Genomic DNA, 15,318 nt, shown 5'->3' with positions numbered 1-15,318 from the left:
ACTTTATCTATTGTCCCGGACCTTTCGGGATTCACGGTTCCCGCAGGAAAAGCCCGTACAAGCAATCAGTTTGCCTATATAATCCGCTCGCCATCAGTTACCTTCACCGCTGTCAGCAGCGGACCGTATTGCAGGTAACGCGAGGGGCCGGCAATTGCCGAATATATCAGACTCTTTCCGGAACTCACACTCTTTTTATGAATCAACCCGATACTTCTTCAGCAGTCCGTTTCATTACCGTCAAGGACGGCGAGGAGGGCCAGCGAATTGATAATTTTTTGATCACCGCGCTTAAGGGAGCCCCGCGTACGCTGGTCTATCGCATTGTTCGCAAAGGAGAAGTGCGAGTCAACAAAGGCCGCATCAAGGCAGAATACCGTATTCAGGCCGGGGATGTGATCCGGGTGCCGCCAATCCGCCTGCCGGAAGTGCCGGCGGCCCCGACGCCCAGCCCGCATCTGGCGCAGCAGTTGCGTGAACGCATCATGTATCACCAGGACGGGCTGATTGTGGTCAACAAGCCTGCAGGGCTGGCCGTTCATGGCGGCAGCAACCTGCCGTTCGGCCTGATTGAAGCCCTGCGCGTACTTTTCCCGGAAAAGGAGTTTCTGGAGCTGGTGCATCGTCTGGATCGTGACACTTCGGGTCTATTGTTGGTTTCCGAGAAGCGCAGCGTGCTGCGAGACCTGCACGAACAACTGCGTCAGGGCCGCATCCGCAAGACCTATGTGGCTTTGCTGGAAGGCAACCTGAAAGGGGGCCAGCACAAGGTGACAGCGCCGCTGCACAAGAGCACCCTGCCTTCCGGCGAGCGCATTGTGCGGGTGCGTGACGACGGCAAGCCTTCCGAAACCGTGTTCCGTGTGATTGAACGTTTTGGGCACGCCACACTGGTTGAAGCCTCACCGCTGACCGGCCGCACGCACCAGATCCGGGTGCATGCCCAGTATCTGGGACATCCCATTCTGGGGGACGAAAAGTACGGTCATGACGACGCCGGCAAGGCTGCCCGCAGTTGGGGACTTAACCGCCTGTTCCTGCATGCCCGTGATTTGACGTTGACCTTGTCCGGCAAAACCGAACCCTTGAAGTTCAGCTGCCCGCCGGCGCCCGAATTACAAGCTGTGCTGGAGTACCTGCGCCTTGTCAAAGCCTGAACTGATTATTTTTGACTGGGACGGCACGCTGATGGATTCGGCCGCCCATATCGTGGACAGTCTTCAGGAAGCCGCGCGCGACCTGTTGCAGCCAGTACCGGCAGCAGCAGACTGCCGCCACATCATCGGCTTGGCGCTGCCGATTGCCATCCGCCAATTGTTTCCTGACGCCAATGACGATGTCCGGGAGTTGCTGCGTCAGCGCTATGCCTGGCATTTCGTCGCCGGCAGTGAGGAAAAGAGCAGATTGTTCCCCGGCGCCCTCGAACTGCTGGAACAATTGCTGAATGAAAACCGCCTGCTAGCGGTAGCCACGGGCAAGACACGCATCGGCCTGGACCGGGTGCTGGCCCAGACGGGCCTCGTTGATCATTTCATTATTACGCGTTGTGCGGATGAGAGCGCATCCAAACCCGACCCGCTTATGCTGAGCCAGATTCTGGCCCACACCGGCAAACGGGTGGATCAGGCGATTATGATCGGCGACACCACTTATGACCTGGCCATGGCCAGGCAACTGGAGATGCCCGGCATCGGGGTCAGCTATGGCGCTCATGCGGTTGAGTTGTTGCTGCCGCATCAGCCTCGCGTTATCGTCGACCATGTATCGGAACTGTATCAACACCTTGTCTGAAGCCTTGCATTTGCAGGCTCAGGGCCTTATTAAGCTAAGCAACCCTATCAATCCCCGAGAATGAACATGAGTGAATGGCCTTCGCCCCCCAACAATTCGGGCAAAGAGTGGCAAATTCTGGAAAAGGCGGTCATGGCTTCCGTGGAGGAGCAACGGCGCTCACGGCGCTGGGGTGTCTTCTTCAAGTTGCTGACCTTTGTCTATCTGCTGGTTATTCTCGGCATGATTTTTTCACCCGGCGGAAGTTCAGGAGCGGCGGATTTTGGCAAGGATCATGTGGCGGTTGTCGATATCAGCGGTGAAATTGCCGATGACAGTGACGCCAATGCCGATGATATTATTGACGGCTTGCAGTCCGCTTTCGAGGCCAAGCACAGCAAGGCGGTGCTGTTGCGCATCAACAGTCCGGGCGGCAGCCCGGTGCAGTCAGCTTACGTTTATGACGAAATCCGCAAGCTCAAGGCAGAACACAAGGACAAGAAGGTCTATGCGGTCATCACGGATATCGGGGCTTCCGGCGCATATTATATTGCCGCTGCTGCTGACCAGATCTATGTCAGCCCGGCCAGTCTGGTAGGCTCTATCGGTGTCATCATGCCGGGCTTCGGGGCACAGGCGCTGGCCCAGAAAATCGGCATTGAAGACCGCACCATGACCGCCGGGCAGCACAAGGCCATCCTCAACCCCATGGCTTCGGTCAGCCCTGAGGAAAAAGCCCACGTGCAGAAACTGCTGGATACTATCCACCAGCAGTTCATCACGGCGGTCAAGCAAGGCCGTGGCCAGCGCCTGAAGGAGACTCCCGAGATGTTCTCGGGCCTGTTCTGGACCGGTCAGCAAGCTGTGGAACTGGGGCTGGCGGATGGTTTGGGGTCGGTGAAATCGGTTGCCAAACAAGCGGGTTCCGAGGAACTGGTGGACTATTCCACCCGGAAGAACCCGTTCGACAACATGATCCGCAAGCTGGGAGCCAGCATGGGCGAAACAATTGCCGCCCGCCTGGATCTGGGCGGTGGGTTGAAACTTCGTTAAGGCGGCAACTGAAACAAGAACGGGAGCCGATGCTCCCTTTTTTTTTGTACGTTAACCCGGTAATTACCGGTCAATCAGCAAAGGCAGTGACATGGAAAACTCCTTCCTGTTTGTTTACGGCAGTCTGCGTCCGCAGGCCGGGACTCCGCAAGGGCAGTGGCTGGCTGAGCAGGGGCATTATCTGGGTTCAGGTGTTGTCAGTGGACAGCTTTACCGGGTCGGCTGGTATCCGGCGCTGGGACCTGGCCAAGATCCTGTTGTCGGGGATATTTACGGCATTCCTGAATGCCTATGGGAAAAACTGGATGCTTATGAAGAGGTTCTGGGGGAAAATCCTGAATACCGGCGCATCCTGACGCCGGTTCAATGGCAGGGTGGGTTGTGGCTTGATGCTTGGGTATATTGGTATGCCCGGCCATTGGCCGGGCTGGAACCGGTTAGCGGGGGAGACTGGTTGAACGCACTACCTTGAGCGGCGGAGCCAGAACAGCGTCAAGCAACACCTGACCGGCTTCACGTACGTAGGCCTCATCTTCGGGCTTTTCCTTCGCGCCGGGATCAGGAGCTTCGACCGTGTCAGGATTGCCGTCGGCATCGTTGGCCGCCTCCGCTTCACGCCAGGTTTTCAGCAACTCCTGACCCTTTTCCTGACGACGGGCGTTTTCAATGGCCAGGCGTTTCTCATCCAGTTCTTTCTGCTCTTGCTGACGCGCCTTCTCGTTCAACGAGATAACCGAGTTCTTTTTCAGGGTGTCCGCCAGCGCAATTTGCGCATTCAGATACTTGAAATCCGGATCGGCAGATTGCCGTTGCTGGGAAAGGACTCGCAAGCGGCTGATCTGTTTGTCGTACCCGCTGTACGGCAGAAACCGGGCTGGGGGAATGGTATCCCAAGGCAAGGCATTTTCCAGTGCGGACTCGCCAATGTCCTTGTTGTCATAGACATTCGGAAAGTAAACGTCCGGCTCAACGCCACGATGCTGGGTGCTGGCGCCGGAAATCCGGTAGAACTTGGCCTCAGTCACTTTCAACTGGCCATGGTTCAAGTCACGCAGGGACTGGACCGTGCCCTTGCCGAAACTAGTGGAGCCGACCACAAGGCCCCGCCCATAATCCTGTATGGCGCCGGCAAAAATCTCGGCGGCCGAGGCGGAAAGCCGGTTGACCATGACAGTCAGCGGGCCGTCATAATCCACGGCGGGGTCGGAATCCCCCATCACTTCGACCTCACCGCCTGCACTGCGGATCTGTACTGTTGGGCCGGTTTCAATAAACAATCCCACCAGCGAATTGGCTTCCGTCAGCGAGCCGCCGCCGTTGTTGCGCAAATCAAGCACCATGCCGTCAATTTTCTCTGCCTTCAGTTCCGCAATCAGGCGTTTGACATCTCGCGTGGTGCTGCGGTAATTGGGGTCACCATTCTGCATGCCCTGAAAATCGGCATAAAAAGTCGGGAGCTTGATCACGCCGAGGCGATAAACCTTGTCATTACGGGTGATTTCGATTACCCGCTTCTGGGCCGCCTGTTCTTCCAGCTTGATCGTATTACGGACAATGGAAACGGTCTTGGTCTGGTGTTCATCCTTGGCGCTGGCGGGAATCACCTGCAGCCGCACCTGGCTGCCCTTGGGGCCGCGAATCAGGTCCACGACCTCATCAATACGCCAGCCCACGACATCCACAAAGTCCTCGCTGCCCTGGGCAATGGCAATGATACGGTCACCGGGCGCCAGCTGACTGGATTTCTCGGCCGGTCCGGCAGGCACCAGGCGGACAATCTTGGTGTACTCATCATCGTTCTGCAACACGGCGCCAATCCCTTCCAGCGACAGGCTCATGTTGATGTTGAAATTCTCGGATGACCGCGGGGAGAAGTATTCCGTATGCGGGTCATAGGTTTCGGCGAGCGAATTCATGAACGCCTGGAAAACATCGTCCGGCTTGGTGCGCGCCAGGTTGTTCAACTGGTTCTGGTAACGCTTGATCAGCAGCTTTTGAATGTCTTCGTCACTCTTGCCGGTCAACCTCAGGCTAATCACGGCGGACATCAGGCGTTTACGCCACAAATCATCAAGTTCAGACGTATTTCGCGCCCACGGCACGTTATCGCGTTTGGTTTCAAGTGACTGGTGATTGGTAAAATCCATTTTGCCGACACCGCGCCCCAGTGTCGTCAGGACAAAGTCCAGGCGTTCGCTGACGCGCTTCTGGAAGCGGCCGTACATCCCGAAAACATTATCCAGGTCACCGCGCTTGATTTCATCATCCAGCGTCAGGCGATACATCTGGAACGATGCAATATCGCTGGCCAGGAAATAGCTGCGCGTTCCATCCAGGTCCTTGATGTAGCGGTCCAACACCTGTGACGAAAGAGCATCGTTGAAATTGCGGTGCTCGTAATGCAAGTGCCGGAGCAGGACAACGCTGCTGCGAGCGGCCTTTTTCTCATCGGCATTGGGTTCAAGCTGTGCGGGAGCCGAGGCCTGTTTGGCAAACACGGCTGTAAAGAACACGGCGCCACCGAAGGCAGCTGCCCAGACAACAATTTTTTTACGCTTGATCAATGCCATGAGATTCTTGATGAGGTCGCGCGCGGCGGATTGCCGACATCCACGGATTATAGAGACAGCCCAAGGGTTTTTATAGCCGGACTCCCTTAAAAAACACAGGCTTTATCGTAGTGTCTTCGTTATTATTGCCCGCTTGAAGACTGGTGGAGGTAAACATCATGATCGGTTCAGTAATGCTGGATGTACAGGGGCTGGAACTGACCGCCGTGGAACGTGAAGTTTTGCGTCATCCGCAGACCGGCGGGGTGATTTTTTTTGCCCGGAATTTTGTTGGCCCGGAACAGATTCAGGCCTTGGCGGCCCAGATTCGCGCTGTCCGTCCCGAGCTAATTCTGGCGGTGGACCAGGAAGGGGGCAGGGTGCAGCGTTTTCGGGAAGGCTTTGTGAAAATCCCGCCGATGAAGACGCTGGGCGATCAGTTCTCCCTCAGTCCGGAAAAAGCCCGGCAGCTGGCTTACGAATGGGGCTGGTTGATGGCTACGGAAGTACTGTCCGTTGGCGTGGACATCAGTTTCGCACCCATTCTGGACCTGGATTGCGGCATCAGCCAGGTTATCGGCAACCGGTCGTTCCATAGTGAGCCTGAAATAGCCATTGCCTTGCTCGGCCCCTTCATCAAGGGCATGCAGGATGCAGGCATGGCGGCCACCGGCAAACATTTCCCCGGTCATGGCGCCATTGCGGCGGACTCCCATGTCGCCATTCCGGTAGACACCCGCTCCATGGCTGACATCGAGGCCCATGACCTGAAGCCCTTTGTCGCCTTGGCTTCAGCCTTGCAGGGCATCATGCCCGCCCATGTCATTTTCCCGGAAGTTGATGACCGGCCAGCCGGTTTTTCGCCTGTATGGCTACAGGAAATTCTGCGTAAGAAAATCGGCTTTCGCGGGGTCATTTTCTCGGACGACCTGAGCATGGAAGGGGCGGGGGTCGCCGGTTCTTTTGCCGACCGTGCGGAGGCTGCGATTTCCGCCGGCTGCGACATGGTGCTGGTCTGCAACAAGCCCGAAGCGGCTATCCAGGTGCTGGAATCCCGGGAGAGCAAACCGCTGCCCGATCAATCGCGTTTTGCCGCCCTCAAGGGCCGACGCCGCCTGGGCTGGAGCGAGTTGCCCCGCCACCCGCAATGGATTGCGGCCGAGGAAGGCATTCGGCGCTTGATCACCGTCTGAGGCGATGACTGCGGAGGCTTGGCACACCTCCGTTTCAACTTTCAATAATGGATACAAGATGTTGAATTATAGGTGGTTGTTCTTATTGTCATGCCTGCTGTTATCGGCGTGTTCGCTGGAAGATCTCAAACAACTGCTGAACCCGCCCGATTCCGGAAATGCGGTGGAGCGCCCGGAAAACCTGCCTGATACCCCGGCTACCTTCGAGCTGGCCAAAAAAAGATTGTATTCTGAAGTTTATCAAGGACATGCGCTGACTTTCTATTGTGGTTGCTCCTATAGCCCGAAATCGCGCAAGGTGGATTGGAACAGTTGCGGTTATCAACCCCGCAAGAACCCGGAGCGCGCCTCGCGCATTGAAGCCGAGCATGTCATGCCGGCGCACCAGTTCGGGAACTTCAGGGCCTGCTGGCGCGAACCTGAGAAGATCTGCGGCAGCAAGATGTCCGGACGCAAATGTTGCGAAGCCAAGGATCCGGTTTTCAATACCGCGCACAATGACCTGAACAATTTGTATCCGGCCATTGGCGAGGTCAATGGCGACCGTTCGAATTTCAACTGGGGCGAAGTTCCTGGGGAGAAGCGTGAATATGGCGCCTGCACCATGGAAGTCGATGAATCCATCCGGCGCGCCGAACCTCCGGAATATGTGAAAGGCGAAATTGCACGCACGATGTTTTACATGGAGAAAACTTACGGTTTCCGGTTATCCGGCCAAGACCGCAAGCTGTACGCCGCCTGGAACCGGATGGACCCGCCGGACGATTGGGAAATGGAGCGCAACCGCCGGATTGCCAAAATCCAGGGTCAGGACAATCCATTTATCCGCTTGTACGGGCAGGACCCGGAGTTGATCCGCACCGGAAAGAACGAGGAGATCGTGGAAAAGCCGGCTCAACCGATTCAGGTTCAGACCGTTGAAAAGCAGGAACCCGAAACAGTGCCCGTAATGCCACCGGAGTCCTTGCCGATGCCAGCAGAGGCTGCGGAGGCTTTTTCATGCCAACCCGTGAAATCTTGCTCCAAAATGAAAAGTTGCGCCGAAGCCGAATTCCAGCTGCGGCATTGCGGCAATACCGCCATTGACGGCAATAATGACGGCGTTCCCTGCGCCTCCTTATGCCGCCGGTAAAACCCGGATTCAGGGAAGCATGATCCCGCTGAGCGGGGTGTAATGCAGGCCGTGTTCGTCATAATGACTTTCATACAGATGCATGCGGTCTACTTCCCAGCCGGATTCCCCAACTAATACCGGCGGTTTGGATAACACGGCCTGCACGCGCTGCCGGTCAGGGCGTGAAAGCTCATGCGGGCAACGCCCGATCGTGATGTGCGGGTGATAAGGATGTACCTCGCGGGCGAAACCGGCTGACTCCAGTTCCAGCACCAGTTGCCGCTGCAAGCGGATCAATGCCATGGACGGTTCAACACCCATCCACAATACTTGCGGGTGGCCAAAAGAGGGAAACGCACCCGGAGCCTCCAGTTGCAAGCGGAAGCGCGCCGTTTGCCGACCGACGTTTTCCATGAGTTCCGTCAGGATATCAATCCGGTCAACAGGCTGTTCCCCCAGGAAAACCAGTGTCAGGTGCAGCAGCTTCCCCCCCTGCCAATTGACTGGTAAATCAAGGGATTGCCAAGGCTTTTGAATGTTTTTTATCGTAGATTTCAGCTGAGTGGGAATGGGAAGCGCCAGAAACAAGCGCTTGGCGGGCGGTGAGGCAATCAGCTCGGGCATACCGTTATCCCCGTGTCCTGGCTTGGTTTGTAACGAGGACTTCTATAGTGTTTCGCCGCGCATCCCTGCGCAATGATTCTCTTTGGGAAAATCGTTTCAAGGCGTTATTTGTCCGGAGCATCCTGAAGTTGCAACTTCTGGGCGGCCAGCTTTTTCTCCATCATCCACTTGTTCATCTTCTGCTGTTCCAGTTCTTCCTTACGTTTGGCGTCCATTTCCTCCGGCGAGGACTTGTCAAAAGACAATGAAGAAGACGCCGCCGCTGCCGCCGACTGGAAGTTTTTCGGCTCTCCGCGCTGGCTTTTCAACTTGATGTTCAGGCGAAGTTGATTGGCCGAGTCCGCATTACGAATCGCCTCTTCATAGGCGATATGGCCCTCGTTGTACAGTTCGAACAAGGCCCAGTCGAAGGTGCGCATCCCCAGTTCACGGGATTTTTCCATGATCGGTTTGATTTCATGGAACTCGCCCTTGAAGATCAGTTCGGACACCATTTGTGTATTCAACAGGATTTCGATGGCGGCGCGACGCCCCTTGCCGTCCTCCGTGCGCACCAAGCGTTGCGAGACAATGCCGCGCAGGTTGGCCGACAAATCCATCAACAACTGGTTGCGGCGCTCATCCGGGAAAAAGTTGATTATGCGGTCAAAGGTCTGGTTGGTGTTGTTGGCGTGCAGCGTGCCCAGGCACAAGTGTCCGGTTTCGGCGAAGGCAATGGCATGTTCCATGGTTTCTGCGTCACGGATTTCGCCAATGAGAATGACATCAGGAGCCTGACGCAGGGTGTTTTTCAGCGCGTGGTGCCAGCTATGGGTGTCCACGCCCACTTCGCGATGGGTGATCAGCGATTGCTTCGGCCGGTGCACATATTCAACAGGGTCTTCCACGGTGATGATGTGGCCCTTGGAGGTGCTGTTGCGATGATCAATCATCGCGGCCAGCGAAGTGGACTTACCCGAACCGGTTCCGCCGACCACCAGCACCAGCCCGCGTTTCTGCATGATCAGGTCTTTTAGCGTTTCGGGCAGCGACAACTTCTCAAACGTGGGAATTTCCGAAGAAATGGTGCGGATTACCATGCCCACACATTGCTGCTGCACGAAAACATTGACCCGAAAGCGGGAAACGTCTGGAACATTGATAGCGAAGTTGCATTCCATTTCCTTGGCAAACTCAGCACGCTGCGTTTCGTTCATGATGGCGTGGGCCAAGTCACGGGTGATTTCACCGGTCAGTTTCTGGCTGCTCAGCGGCTGCATCTCTCCGTTAGCTTTCATGCTGGGCGGAAAGTCGCTGGAGATGAACAGGTCAGAGCCGCCAGACTGACTCATGCGGGTCAGCAGGCGCATCATGAAGGCATGGGCTTGTTCTTCGGTCAAATGGGACATGTCTTCTTTCTTCTTGTCGGTATGGCCCAAACGGGCCGGGTGGAAAATCAGTGCGCCGGATCTTCAGATTGAGACCCGGTCAGCACACAAAGACCCGGCGATGATACCGAATCGGTACTGTCATTGATAAGTCACGACAGGCCGCATTATCTGAAAAAACCGGCAGTCTGTCGGGCGGGCCGTCAACCCGCTTGCATTTATCCTCCCAGCTTCTTCAGCAAATCCTCCATGTACTGTAACCGTTTCTCCGGCTCGGTGAGGTTGACACTGATGCGGAGCTTGTCGCCGCCTTCCATGCGAAACTGCGCCGGCTGGCTTTGCAGCAGTTTGATGAGGGTGATCGGCTGCACTTTAGTGTCACGGGCAAATTCCATCCGGCCGCCTTGCGGGCCGATGTCAATCTTGCGAATGCCCAGAGCCGCCGCTTGCAGTTTCAGCCGGTGGGAGGCAAACAGGTTTTTGGCGGGTGCGGGCAGCAGGCCGAAGCGGTCGATCATTTCCACCTGCAATTCATCCATTGCCTCCACTGTTTCCGCATGGCTGATGCGCTTGTACATCAGCAAGCGGTTATGGACATCCGGCAGGTAGTCATCCGGAATCAGGGCCGACATGCGCAGGTTGACCTCGGCCGTCAGTTCGAGCGGCTGGTCCAGGTTCGGTGCTTTTCCGGCCTTGATCGCCTTGACCGCGCGCTCCAGCATTTCCATATACAAGGTGAAACCGACAGCATGCAGGTTCCCGCTTTGTTCTTCGCCCAACAGTTCCCCCGCGCCGCGAATTTCCAGATCTTCACTGGCTAGGGCGAAACCGGCGCCGAGTTCTCCGGCGCGCTGGATCGCTTCCAACCGTTTTTCAGCATCCACAGTCAGGGCTTTCTTGTTCGGGGTCAGCAGATAGGCGTAGGCCTGGTGGTGCGAACGCCCGACACGGCCGCGCAGCTGGTGCAACTGCGCCAGTCCCAGCTTGTCGGCGCGCTCCATGAGAATGGTGTTGGCGGACGGTATGTCGATGCCGGTTTCAATAATGGTGGAGCACACCAGCACGTTGAATTGCTTGTGGTAAAACTGTTGCATCACCTGTTCGAGTTCGCGCTCACGCATCTGGCCGTGGGCAATACCGATGCGGGCTTCGGGAATAAGACCCTGAAGGTCGGCAGCACATTTCTCGATGGTCGCCACATCATTGTGCAGATAATACGCCTGACCGCCGCGCAGCAGTTCACGGAGGATGGCCTCCTTGATGATGGCCGGGGTGTGTTCCTGGACAAAGGTCTTCACCGCCAGCCGCTTGGCGGGCGGGGTGGCGATGATGGACAGGTCACGCAGGCCGGACAGCGCCATGTTCAGGGTGCGGGGAATGGGGGTGGCGGTAAGGGTCAGCATGTCGACATCGGCGCGCCGGTTTTTCAAGGCTTCCTTGTGGCGGACACCAAAGCGGTGCTCTTCATCCACGATCATCAACCCCAGTTGCTTGAAACCTACACTGTCCTGCAGCAACTTGTGGGTGCCGATAATGATGTCGATCTTGCCGTCCTCCAGAGCCTCCAGTGCGGCCTGCTGCTCTTTGGCGGTGCGGAAGCGCGACAACACTTCAATCCTGACCGGCCAGTCGGCAAAACGATCACGGAAATTTTCATAATGCTGTTGCGCCAGCAAGGTTGTCGGCACCAGCACAGCCACCTGTTTGCCGTCCTGAATTGCAACAAAAGCGGCGCGCATCGCCACCTCCGTCTTGCCGAAACCGACATCGCCGCATACCAGTCGATCCATCGGTCGCGGGGCGCGCATATCGGCGAGGGTGGCGAGAATTGCATTGGATTGGTCGGCTGTTTCCTCGAAGGGAAAGCCGCTGGAAAAACGGGCATATTCTGCTTCTTCCATCCGGAAGGCATACCCCGGCCGCGAAGCACGTCGGGCGCTGATATTCAGCAGCTCAGCGGCCACATCATGAATCTGCTCGGCGGCCTTGCGCTTCTCACGGCTCCAGTTTTCGGTGCCGAGTCGGTGCAGCGGCGCATGGGCATCATCTGCGCCGGTATACCGGGCAATCAGGTGCAGGCTGGCAACCGGGACATACAACTTGGCATGGTTCGCATACTCCAGCAACAGGAACTCCTGCACCTGGCCGTCCATGTCCAGCGTCACCAGGCCTTGGTAACGGCCGACGCCATGATCGATATGCACAACCGGCGAGCCCGGCGTCAGTTCACTCAGGCTGCGGATGGCCAGTTCGGCGGCGGCCTCGCCGGTAACGGCCTTCCGGCGCCGGCGTTGCATGACCCGCTGGCCGAACAACTGGGACTCCGCGATGACCGTCAGTCCCGGCAGGCATAAACCCCGTTCCAGCGGCGCCACGGTCAGGGCAAAGGGCGCATCCCCGGCCAGGAATTCTGACCAGCCCGAAACCATCTGCGGCTTGACGGCCAAGGGCTTCAACAGCTCCAGCAGGCTTTCCCGGCGACCGGCGCTTTCAGCGCACATCAAGACACGCGGCTGCGAGGAAATATAAGCAGCCAGCACCGCCAGCGGCTGTTCGCTGCGATCCACCGGAAGGGCAGGAGGCTCGGTCAGCGGCAGGTTGACTGTCCCGGGCTTGCCGGTTTCCATCGAGCTGTTGAGTGTCAGTCGCGCAAAACGGTTCAATCCGGTAAACAGTTCGTTCTCCCGCAGGAACAGGCGTTCCGGCGGTAAAATCGGCTGTTGCCGGTCATGGCGGCGATCTTCGTAACGGCTCTGCACTTCCAGCCAGAAATGTTCCAGCTGCGGCTGTATGCCGGACTCCAGCGCCATCAGGGCATTGCCCGGCAGGTAATCCAGCAGGGTCGCCGTCGATTCGAAAAACAACGGCAGATAGTACTCAATGCCGGCAGAGGCCAGCCCGCTGCTGACGTCACGGTACACCGGGCAGAATTTGGGGTCGCCTTCAAAACTGTTTGCCCACTGATCCTTGAAGCGGCGCACGGCGGGCTTGTCGAAGGGGTATTCGCGCGCAGGCAACAGCTCCAGCTGGGTAATGCTTTCGGTGGTGCGCTGATTGTCCGGGCTGAACAGGCGCAAACTCTCGATTTCATCATCAAACAGTTCGATACGCACCGGCGCCGTGGCGCCCATGGGGAATATATCCATCAGGCTGCCGCGCACCGCATATTCGCCATGCTCGTAAACCGTTTCCACGGCGTGATAGCCCACCGCCTCCAGCTGCAACCGGGTCTGGTCGAGGTCGAAGCGCTGCCCGCATTTCAGGCTGAAGCTTTGCGCCGCCAGCCAGGTCGCCGGAGCCAGGCGCTGGGCCAGAGTCGTGATGCTGGTGATGACCAGTCCGCGCTGCAGGCCCGACAGGCTGGCGAGAATGCGCAACCGGTCGGAAATAATGTCCTGGTGCGGAGAGAGTTGGTCATAGGGCAGGGTTTCCCAGTCCGGGAAGTGCAGCACCGGCACTTCATCCTGACTGAAAAACCGGACTTCCTCCTCCAGACGCGCCGCCTGCTGGCTGTCCGCCGTCACCAGCAACACCGGCCCCTGCCAGGCACGGACCGCTTCGGCAATGGCCAAACCCATGCCGGAACCGGACAGCGAGGCCCAGGTCTTGCGATCCTGCGGGCCGGTGGGCAGGGAGGCGAGGGTGGTCAGCAAGGCTTGAGTCATGGCGGTTTTCTCGGGAAACAGGGTGCGGCATTTTGTCGCGGCCGATTGTAACGGATTTGACGGCAGGGGGAATGCCACAGCATCATCGCACACTGCCTGTTGCCACCAGATTGAAGTCCCATGACGCCGCCCTATTTCAAGTTGCTGCTGCAATCGCCTTTGGCCTTGCTGATTGCGTTGCGCTGGCTGGCCATTACCGGGCAGTCCCTGGCAATCGCACTGGCGGAGGCCGGTCTGGGCATGCACTTGCCGCTATTGCCGTTATGCTTAATGCTGGTGCTGCAACTGTTGTTCAATATCTGGTCCATGTGGTGTCTGGCACGAGAGCAAACGGGTGAAACTCCGCCCGATCAACTGGCGCTGCAGTTCACCTTTGACACCCTGGCGCTGGCGGTCATGCTGTATTTTACCGGCGGCGCATTCAACCCCTTCGTATCATTATTCCTGGTGCCGCTGGCGATTGCCGCCGTCATGGTGCCGGTGGCTTATACCTGCTGCCTGGTTATCCTGACTATATTCCTGTACGGCAGCCTCATGGATAACAGTATCCCGCTGCCGGAGCCGTCGGCTGCCATGACCAGCCAGATTTCATTGCACTTGTTCGGCATGTGGGTCAACTTCATTATCAGCGCCTGCCTGATCACGGGTTTCGTCACCTATCTCTCGTCGCGATTGAAAGGGAGTTTGCAGACGCTCAGGCTGGTCAGGGAACAAAATCTGCGTCAGGAGCAAATTCTGGCGCTGGCGACATTGGCGGCAGGAACTGCCCATGAACTGGGTACCCCGTTGGCAACCATGGCCGTGGTGATGGCCGATCTGGAGCAGGACGTGCCCGAAAACCTGAAAGCGGATGTCAGGCTGGTGCAACAACAAATCGGGGTCTGCAAGGAAAAGCTGGTGCGCATGGTGCTGGAGGTCAGGCAAGGTAGCACCGATGCAGAGCCCATGCCGCTCATCGATTTTACCGAACGGGTGCTGGAACACTTCAGCCTGTTGCGGCCGACCGTCAAAATACAACGTCCGCTAATGATGTCCCCGAATGCCGGCCAGATAGCGGTTGACCGGCAACTGGAGCAGGCCCTGCTGAATTTGCTGAATAACGCCGCAGACGTTTCTCCCGAGGATGTCTCACTGCGCTATCAGATTCGGCAGGGCCGGGTCAGGCTGGAGATTCGCGATCGCGGACCAGGACTGGCTGCAGACCTGATGCCGGTTGCTGGAAGCCGTATTGTCAGGTCCAGCACCGAGAATGGCATGGGCATCGGCTTGTTGCTGTCCAATGCCACCGTGGAGCGTCATGGCGGGGAGGTCCGGATCAGCCCGCGCGAAGGGGGGGGAACAATTGTGACTGTCAGCCTGCCAATTCTCGGGGAGCTCCATGAATAACGAAATCCGGCCGCTGCTGCTGCTGGTGGACGACGATGAAACCTTTCGCCAAGTATTGCAGCGCGCCATGCAGCGGCGCGGCTTTGAAGTACTGACGGCCGAATCGGCTGAGCAGGGCATGCTGACCGCAAAATACAATCCCCCGGAGTTTGCCGTCGTGGATTTGCGCATGCCGGGCGCATCCGGTCTTGAACTGGTGAAATATCTGCATGAGCTGGACGACCAGACCCGGATCGTGGTGCTGACGGGTTATGCCAGCATTGCCACCGCCGTCGAAGCAATCAAGCTGGGCGCCGTGCATTATCTGGCCAAGCCGGCCACCCCGGATGACATCATCCAGGCTTTCGGCCGTACTGAAGGCAGCACGGAACTGGATGTTCCGGACGATCCGATGTCTGTCGAGCGGCTGGAGTGGGAACACATCCACAAGGTATTGCAGGAGCACGAGGGCAACATCTCCGCGACAGCGCGCGCCCTGAAAATGCACCGGCGCACCTTGCAACGCAAGCTGGGGAAATTCCCGGTCCGGGCCTGACCGCCTGCGGCAATATGTCACATCGGCAGCGGACGCCTCAGTCCGTATAATGATCCTGTCTC

General features: G+C 57.7%; 11 protein-coding genes and 1 pseudogene. 8 read left to right on the top strand and 4 right to left on the bottom strand.

Annotation, left to right across the window (positions count from 1 at the left end):
* The first annotated feature begins 197 nt into the window (after nt 1–197).
* The 4 genes from rluC to Q7T36_RS00855 all read left to right on the top strand — a co-directional run bounded on the left by rluC (nt 198) and on the right by Q7T36_RS00855 (nt 3,295).
* A complete protein-coding gene (rluC, locus tag Q7T36_RS00870; protein WP_304843007.1) occupies nt 198–1,157 on the top strand; it encodes a 23S rRNA pseudouridine(955/2504/2580) synthase RluC in 960 nt (319 codons plus the stop codon).
* Nucleotides 1,144–1,791: an HAD-IA family hydrolase gene (locus Q7T36_RS00865; protein ID WP_304843005.1), complete on the top strand. Its 648-nt coding sequence runs from the start codon at nt 1,144–1,146 to the stop codon at nt 1,789–1,791. The genes rluC and Q7T36_RS00865 overlap by 14 nt, the downstream gene beginning before the upstream one ends.
* A gap of 66 nt (nt 1,792–1,857) precedes the next feature.
* Nucleotides 1,858–2,823: a signal peptide peptidase SppA gene (gene sppA / locus Q7T36_RS00860; RefSeq protein WP_304843003.1), complete on the top strand. Its 966-nt coding sequence runs from the start codon at nt 1,858–1,860 to the stop codon at nt 2,821–2,823.
* 91 nt (nt 2,824–2,914) lie between these two features.
* Nucleotides 2,915–3,295 (top strand): gamma-glutamylcyclotransferase, encoded by a 381-nt coding sequence (locus tag Q7T36_RS00855; protein WP_304843001.1) that lies wholly within the window; start codon nt 2,915–2,917, stop codon nt 3,293–3,295.
* Here the strand turns inward: Q7T36_RS00855 and Q7T36_RS00850 are convergent.
* Nucleotides 3,261–5,393, bottom strand: a complete 2,133-nt coding sequence (locus tag Q7T36_RS00850; RefSeq protein ID WP_304842999.1) for a carboxy terminal-processing peptidase — start codon at nt 5,391–5,393, stop codon at nt 3,261–3,263. The two genes, Q7T36_RS00855 and Q7T36_RS00850, sit on opposite strands and share 35 nt — an antisense overlap.
* Nucleotides 5,394–5,551: 158 nt before the next feature.
* On the opposite strand from Q7T36_RS00850, the gene nagZ reads away from it, so the two are divergent.
* Nucleotides 5,552–6,565 carry a beta-N-acetylhexosaminidase gene (gene nagZ, locus Q7T36_RS00845; RefSeq protein WP_304842997.1) on the top strand — a complete coding sequence of 338 codons (1,014 nt, stop codon included), beginning with the start codon at nt 5,552–5,554 and terminating at the stop codon, nt 6,563–6,565.
* Nucleotides 6,566–6,650: 85 nt separating this feature from the next.
* The gene (locus tag Q7T36_RS00840) at nt 6,651–7,697 is read left to right on the top strand and encodes an endonuclease (protein WP_304842995.1); all 1,047 of its coding nucleotides are present in this window, start codon (nt 6,651–6,653) and stop codon (nt 7,695–7,697) included.
* A 9-nt stretch (nt 7,698–7,706) separates the two neighbouring features.
* On the opposite strand, the gene thpR is transcribed toward Q7T36_RS00840, so the two are convergent.
* The 3 genes and pseudogenes from thpR to mfd all read right to left on the bottom strand — a co-directional run bounded on the left by thpR (nt 7,707) and on the right by mfd (nt 13,335).
* Entirely contained in the window at nt 7,707–8,303 is a 597-nt protein-coding gene (gene thpR, locus Q7T36_RS00835) for an RNA 2',3'-cyclic phosphodiesterase (protein WP_304842993.1), read from the bottom strand.
* 194 nt (nt 8,304–8,497) lie between these two features.
* Nucleotides 8,498–9,691: pseudogene (locus Q7T36_RS00830) on the bottom strand (PilT/PilU family type 4a pilus ATPase); the annotation flags it as partial.
* Nucleotides 9,692–9,888: 197 nt separating this feature from the next.
* Nucleotides 9,889–13,335, bottom strand: coding sequence for a transcription-repair coupling factor (gene mfd, locus Q7T36_RS00825; protein WP_304842991.1), 3,447 nt, complete (start codon nt 13,333–13,335; stop codon nt 9,889–9,891).
* Between the two features lie 120 nt (nt 13,336–13,455).
* Here mfd and Q7T36_RS00820 point away from each other — a divergent pair, with 120 nt between their 5' ends.
* Together Q7T36_RS00820 and Q7T36_RS00815 are read left to right on the top strand one after the other, a co-directional pair.
* Nucleotides 13,456–14,721, top strand: a complete 1,266-nt coding sequence (locus Q7T36_RS00820; RefSeq protein ID WP_304842989.1) for an ATP-binding protein — start codon at nt 13,456–13,458, stop codon at nt 14,719–14,721.
* Nucleotides 14,714–15,256 (top strand): response regulator transcription factor, encoded by a 543-nt coding sequence (locus Q7T36_RS00815; protein ID WP_304842987.1) that lies wholly within the window; start codon nt 14,714–14,716, stop codon nt 15,254–15,256. The genes Q7T36_RS00820 and Q7T36_RS00815 overlap by 8 nt, the downstream gene beginning before the upstream one ends.
* The last annotated feature ends 62 nt before the right edge of the window (nt 15,257–15,318 follow it).

This window comes from Fluviicoccus sp. (assembly GCF_030646115.1).
Lineage (GTDB): Bacteria > Pseudomonadota > Gammaproteobacteria > Pseudomonadales > Moraxellaceae > Fluviicoccus.
Note: the sequence above shows the minus strand (reverse complement) of the source record. Positions and strands in the feature narration are given on the sequence as shown.

Coding starts and splice junctions, on each gene's coding strand:
- mfd (WP_304842991.1), bottom strand. CDS start 13,335: ATGACTCAAGCCTTGCTGACCACCCTCGCCTCCCTGCCCACCGGCCCG.
- rluC (WP_304843007.1), top strand. CDS start 198: ATGAATCAACCCGATACTTCTTCAGCAGTCCGTTTCATTACCGTCAAG.
- Q7T36_RS00855 (WP_304843001.1), top strand. CDS start 2,915: ATGGAAAACTCCTTCCTGTTTGTTTACGGCAGTCTGCGTCCGCAGGCC.
- sppA (WP_304843003.1), top strand. CDS start 1,858: ATGAGTGAATGGCCTTCGCCCCCCAACAATTCGGGCAAAGAGTGGCAA.
- Q7T36_RS00850 (WP_304842999.1), bottom strand. CDS start 5,393: ATGGCATTGATCAAGCGTAAAAAAATTGTTGTCTGGGCAGCTGCCTTC.
- nagZ (WP_304842997.1), top strand. CDS start 5,552: ATGATCGGTTCAGTAATGCTGGATGTACAGGGGCTGGAACTGACCGCC.
- Q7T36_RS00815 (WP_304842987.1), top strand. CDS start 14,714: ATGAATAACGAAATCCGGCCGCTGCTGCTGCTGGTGGACGACGATGAA.
- Q7T36_RS00820 (WP_304842989.1), top strand. CDS start 13,456: ATGACGCCGCCCTATTTCAAGTTGCTGCTGCAATCGCCTTTGGCCTTG.
- thpR (WP_304842993.1), bottom strand. CDS start 8,303: ATGCCCGAGCTGATTGCCTCACCGCCCGCCAAGCGCTTGTTTCTGGCG.